This is a genomic window from Mycobacterium sp. 1423905.2, assembly GCF_001673155.1.
Classification (GTDB): Bacteria; Actinomycetota; Actinomycetes; order Mycobacteriales; family Mycobacteriaceae; genus Mycobacterium.
In genome coordinates, this window is the sequence record NZ_LZLE01000349.1 from 1 (window position 1) to 1007 (window position 1007).

The following is a 1007-nucleotide window of genomic DNA, read 5'->3' on the forward strand; positions in this document are numbered from 1 at the left end:
CGCATGAAACGGTCGTAGACCTCTTCGGACTGGATGGCGATCGCGCGTTCGCGGTTGGCCTCCAGGTTGGCCGCCCACATGTCGAGGGTGCGCGCGTAGTGCAGCTGCAGCGAGTGGATCCGGGTCAGCTCGAAGCCGGCCGTGACGGCGTACTCCCCGACGGTCTGGGGGGTCGGGAGCCAGCCCCCGGGGAAGATCTCGGTGAGGATGAATTGCGAGAAGTGCACGATCTCGTGGGTCAGCCTCATGCCTCGCGCCCGGATCTCCTTGAAGGACGGGCGAACGATGGTGTGCAACAACATGATTCCGTCGGACGGCAGCGCCTGGTAGGCCATCTTGAAGAAGCGGCCATAGCGCTGGCGGCCGAAGTGCTCGAAGGCGCCGATGGAGACGATGCGGTCGACGGGCTCGTGGAACTTCTCCCAACCCTCCAACAGCACCCGCCGGCTGCGGGGGGTGTCCATCGCGTCGAACGTCTTCTGCACGTGCTCGGCCTGGTTCTCCGACAACGTCATCGCCATCACGTTGAGCCGCAACCACTATGCGCGCACCAAGCAGCGGCTGGCCGCGATCCCCACCAAGCGCCATGCCGACGCCCGGCTGCAGGGCTGGGAGGAGTTCGACGGTCAGGTCGACCGGATCGTCAGCTTCGAGGCGTTCGACGCGTTCAAAAAAGAGCGCTGGCCCGCGTTCTGGGACTGGGCCTACGCGACGCTGCCCGACGACAGCCGGATGCTGATGCACAGCATCTTCACCTATCCGCAGTCCAGCTGGAAGGACCGTGGCATCCCGATCACGATGACCGACCTGCGTTTCCTGCATTTCCTGGGCAAGGAGATCTTCCCGGGCGGGCAGATGTGCGGCGAGTCCGACATCGTCGACCTGTCCCGAAAGAGCGGCTTCGCGCTGGAGGAGACCCAGTACCTGCCGACGCACTACGCTCGGACGCTCGACGCCTGGGCGGCCAACCTGGAGGCCAACCGCGAACGCGCGATCGCCATCCAGTC

General features: G+C 65.4%; 2 pseudogenes. One reads left to right on the forward strand and one right to left on the reverse strand.

What is annotated here, in order from left to right:
- Positions 1-530, reverse strand: a pseudogene (locus A9W95_RS23890) (class I SAM-dependent methyltransferase); the annotation flags it as partial.
- On the opposite strand from A9W95_RS23890, the pseudogene A9W95_RS27020 reads away from it, so the two are divergent.
- Positions 508-1007 (forward strand): annotated as a pseudogene (locus tag A9W95_RS27020) (class I SAM-dependent methyltransferase); the annotation flags it as partial. The pseudogenes A9W95_RS23890 and A9W95_RS27020 sit on opposite strands and share 23 nt — an antisense overlap.